Here is a 4,349-nt window from a genome sequence, read left to right as displayed (position 1 = left end):
GGAAAGAGAACAGTGAGCGAGACGACTCTGCCCCCGGAGCACGACCGCATCGAGCCGGTCGAGATCCAGCAGGAGATGCAGAACTCGTACATCAACTACGCGATGTCCGTCATCGTGGGTCGTGCGCTGCCGGACGTGCGCGACGGGCTCAAGCCCGTGCACGTCCGCGTTCTGTACTCGATGTTCGACTCGGGCTTCCGCCCCGACCGCGGCTTCAACAAGTGCGCCCGCGTCGTCGGCGACGTCATGGGCAACTACCACCCCCACGGCGACTCGGCGATCTACGACGCGTTGGTGCGCCTCGCCCAGCCGTGGGCGATGCGGTACCCGTTGATCCAGGGCCAGGGCAACTTCGGCTCGCCGGGCAACGACCCCGCCGCCGCCATGCGGTACACGGAGTGCCGGCTCTCCCCGCTGGCCATGCAGATGCTGGCCGACATCGAGGAAGAGACCGTCGACTTCCGCGACAACTACGACGGTCGCATCCAGGAGCCGACGGTCCTGCCGTCGCGCATCCCCAACCTGCTGATCAACGGCAGCTCCGGCATCGCGGTCGGCATGGCCACCAACATCCCGCCGCACAACCTCCGCGAGGTCGCGGACGGCGTGGTCTGGGCGCTCGACAACCACGAGGCCTCCGACGAGGAGACCCTCGAAGCCATGATCGCCCGGATCAAGGGCCCGGACTTCCCGACCTACGGCCAGATCCTCGGCACCTCCGGCATCGAGGACGCCTACCGCACCGGCCGCGGCTCGGTCCGCATGCGCGCCGTCGTCGAGATGGACGAGGACGCCAAGGGCCGCACGATCCTGGTCGTCACCGAGCTGCCGTACCAGGTCAACCCGGACAACCTCGTCGAGAACATCGCCGCCCTCGTGCGCGACGCGAAGCTCACCGGCATCGCGAACATCGCCGACGAGTCCAACCGCCGCATCGGCATGCGCATCGTCATCACGCTCAAGCGCGACGCCGTGGCGAAGGTCGTGCTGAACAACCTCTACAAGCACACCCAGCTGCAGTACTCGTTCGGCGTCAACATGCTGGCGCTGGTCGACGGCGTGCCGCGCACGCTGCGGATCGACCAGATGATCCGCCACTACGTGAAGCACCAGATCGAGGTCATCCAGCGCAGGACGCGGTTCCGCCTGCGCAAGGCCGAAGAGCGCGCCCACATCCTGCGCGGCCTGGTGAAGGCGCTCGACCACCTCGACGAGGTCATCGCGCTGATCCGCCGGTCCGAGACGCCGGACCTCGCGCGCACCGGCCTGATGGAGCTCCTCGCCGTCGACGAGATCCAGGCCAACGCGATCCTGGAGATGCAGCTCCGCCGCCTGGCCGCCCTCGAGCGCCAGAAGATCATCGACCAGCTGGCCGAGATCGAGCTCGAGATCGCGGACCTCAAGGACATCCTCGACAAGCCCGAGCGGCAGCGGAAGATCGTCCGCGACGAGCTCACGGCGATCGTGGAGAAGTTCGGCGACGACCGCCGCACCAAGATCATCCCGTTCGACGGCGACGTGTCCATGGAGGACCTGATCGCGGTCGAGGACGTGGTCGTCACGATCACGCGCACCGGCTACGCCAAGCGCACCAAGACCGACCTGTACCGGGCGCAGAAGCGCGGCGGCAAGGGCGTCCAGGGCGCGCAGCTCAAGCAGGACGACATCGTCGCCCACTTCTTCGTGTGCTCCACGCACGACTGGATCCTGTTCTTCACGAACAAGGGCCGCGTCTACCGCACGAAGGCCTACGAGCTGCCCGAGGCGAACCGCAACGCCCGCGGCCAGCACGTCGCGAACCTCCTCGCGTTCCAGCCGGAGGAGGAGATCGCGCAGGTCATCCAGATCAAGAACTACGACGTGTCGCCGTACCTGGTGCTCGCCACCCGCAAGGGCCTGGTCAAGAAGTCCAAGCTGTCCGACTTCGACTCCAACCGGTCCGGCGGTCTCATCGGCATCAACCTGCGCGAGGACGACGAGCTCGTCGGCGCCGTGCTCTGCTCCGCCGACGACGACCTGCTCATGGTCTCCGCCGACGGCCAGTCGATCCGCTTCCACGCGACCGACGACGTCCTGCGTCCGATGGGCCGAGCGACCTCCGGTGTTCAGGGCATGCGGTTCAACGCGGACGACGAACTGCTCTCGGTCGGTGTGGTCCAGGAGGGACTCTTCGTTTTGGTGGCCACCGACGGTGGGTATTCGAAGCGGACGCCGATCGAGGACTACCCGGTCCAGGGCCGGGGTGGCAAGGGTGTGCTGACCATCCAGCACGACCGCCGACGTGGGAGGCTGGTCGGAGCGCTCATCGTCGACGTCGATGACGAGCTCTACGCCATCACCTCGAGCGGCGGGGTCATCAGGACCCGAGCCGAGCAGGTGCGCAAGGCTGGACGGCAGACGAAGGGCGTGCGGCTGATGAACCTCGGCGAAAGCACCACTTTGATCGCCGTCGCGCGCAACGCGGATGAGCCCAGCGACGTCGTTAACGGTGAGACGTCTGCCGCGGAGGGCTCTGCCGCCGACGCCGACCAGGCAGCACCCCCCACCGACTCGGCCGAGTAGTCGGATTTTGCTAGCGAGAGGGTAAGGAACAGCTCGTGACTCCACCCGAGAACCGCGAAGGTCGGGACGCGGACAAGACCGCGGTGATCACCAAGCCGACGCCGCAGGGCGCCGCGAAGAACGCGGACAAGTCGGGGAAGGCCGCGCCGGCCTCCGGTTCCTCGGGTGGAAACGCGCAGGACAAGACAAAGCCGGTGTCCGCGGAGAAGGCGGCCGAGGCCACCAAGTCCGCCGACAAACCGGCCGCTCCTGCCGCGGCTGCCCCTGCACCGGCCGCTCCTGCCGAGCCTGCGGCGAAGGCCGCACCGGTCGAGGAGCAGAAGACGATGTCGCTCCCCACCCCGGAGAAGAAGCCGGCCGCGGAGGCGTCCGCACCCGCGCCGTCGGCGACGCCGGCCCCGGCTCCCGCTCCGGCGGCGGGGGAGACCCCGAAGGCCGCGCCCGCTCCGGCGGCCGACGAGCCCGTCGTGTCCGCGCCGCCGCCCTGGCAGCGCGTGACGAACGACACCGAGTCGTCCCACCAGGACTCGACCGAGGCGTACGTGGTCCCGGGCGCACCGCCCGTGCCGTCGTCGGCGCAGCCCGAGCCCGCCTTCCCGTCGACCGACCCGGACACCGTCAAGGTGCAGAAGCCCGTGGTCACGGGCTCGGCCGTGCCGGTGGGCCTCGGCAGCAGCCGCACGTCGGTGAACCTGGGCAACGGCGGGTCGTCCCGCCCCGCCGCGTCCACCCCGTCGGCCCGCCGCCCCGGTCGCGGCCCGCGCCGCGCCTCGCTGCAGGTCAAGCGCGTCGACCCGTGGTCGGTGCTCAAGCTCGCCCTCGTGCTCGGCGTCGCGCTGTTCTTCGTGTGGATCGTGGCCGTCGGCGTGCTCTACGGCGTCCTGCACGGGATGGGCGTCTGGGACAAGATCAACAGCACCGCGAACGACCTGCTCCAGGCGAACGAGCCGGGAGAGCCGTTGATCAGCGCCGGTCGCGTGTTCGGTGTCTCGGCGATCATCGGCGCGGTCAACATCGTGCTGTTCACGGCTCTCGCGACCGTGGGCGCGTTCGTCTACAACGTGTCCGCGGATCTGGCCGGTGGCTTGGAGTTGACGCTCTCCGAGCGTGAGTGACCCCCCTGATTTGGGGCAGCGAAGGCGATCCTGTAAGGTTCTCCTCGTTGCCCCAAGGGGTGATGATCGAGGGCCTATAGCTCAGGCGGTTAGAGCGCTTCACTGATAATGAAGAGGTCGGAGGTTCAAGTCCTCCTAGGCCCACTCGATTTACTTTCGAATCATCATCATTCTTGTCCGGGACCGCGTCCCGGAGCCCCGGCCCAACTCTCGCAAAGCCTGTAGGCTGGTGCGGTAGGTCGGGGCATAACAGTCTTGGAGGGGTTTCCAGTGGCTAAGAAGATCATCGCACTCGTCGCGATCGCCGGTGCGGTCCTGTTCTTCGTGAAGCGCAGCCGTTCGGCCAAGGCCGACGCGGACCTGTGGCGCGAGGCCACCGCCCCCACCGACTGATCTCCCGGGCGGCATTGCCGCCCGATCTTCGGGGACGTAGCTCAATTGGCAGAGCACCGCCTTTGCAAGGCGGGGGTTAGGGGTTCGATTCCCCTCGTCTCCATTCGTTCCTCGGGCCGAGGAGTGTCTGCAAGAAAGCGCAGACCTCCTCGGCCCGAAGTGTTTTTCGGGGGCTGAGCCTCCAAACCCCAGCCGGGGCGAGTCCCCGGACCTCGGCCGTCTCGCCTTCGGCGGCGGCGGCCCTGCGTCATCCGCGGTGTGAATGTCGAAGCCCTGTTC

2 protein-coding genes, 2 tRNA genes and 1 pseudogene are annotated in these 4,349 nt (G+C 67.9%); all 5 read left to right on the top strand.

The genetic code is table 11. The features are described 5' to 3' along the window. Positions 1-12: 12 nt before the first annotated feature. The gene (gene gyrA / locus ACFWGZ_RS39760; RefSeq protein ID WP_382456758.1) at positions 13-2,562 is read left to right on the top strand and encodes a DNA gyrase subunit A; all 2,550 of its coding nucleotides are present in this window, start codon (positions 13-15) and stop codon (positions 2,560-2,562) included. A 326-nt stretch (positions 2,563-2,888) separates the two neighbouring features. Then, positions 2,889-3,677 carry a DUF3566 domain-containing protein gene (locus ACFWGZ_RS39755; RefSeq protein ID WP_382456759.1) on the top strand — a complete coding sequence of 263 codons (789 nt, stop codon included), beginning with the start codon at positions 2,889-2,891 and terminating at the stop codon, positions 3,675-3,677. Between the two features lie 70 nt (positions 3,678-3,747). Next, positions 3,748-3,821: transfer RNA gene (locus ACFWGZ_RS39750), tRNA-Ile, on the top strand. Positions 3,822-3,947: 126 nt separating this feature from the next. Further along, a pseudogene (locus ACFWGZ_RS39745) lies at positions 3,948-4,067 on the top strand (DLW-39 family protein); the annotation flags it as partial. 33 nt (positions 4,068-4,100) lie between these two features. Continuing rightward, a tRNA-Ala gene (locus tag ACFWGZ_RS39740) sits at positions 4,101-4,173 on the top strand. Positions 4,174-4,349 lie beyond the last annotated feature (176 nt).

The sequence above is a fragment of the Lentzea sp. NPDC060358 genome (genome assembly GCF_042725365.1).
In the GTDB taxonomy this organism is placed as follows: Bacteria; Actinomycetota; Actinomycetes; order Mycobacteriales; family Pseudonocardiaceae; genus Lentzea.
The sequence above is the reverse complement of the archived record's forward strand: the minus strand, read 5'-3'. Positions and strand labels throughout refer to the sequence as shown.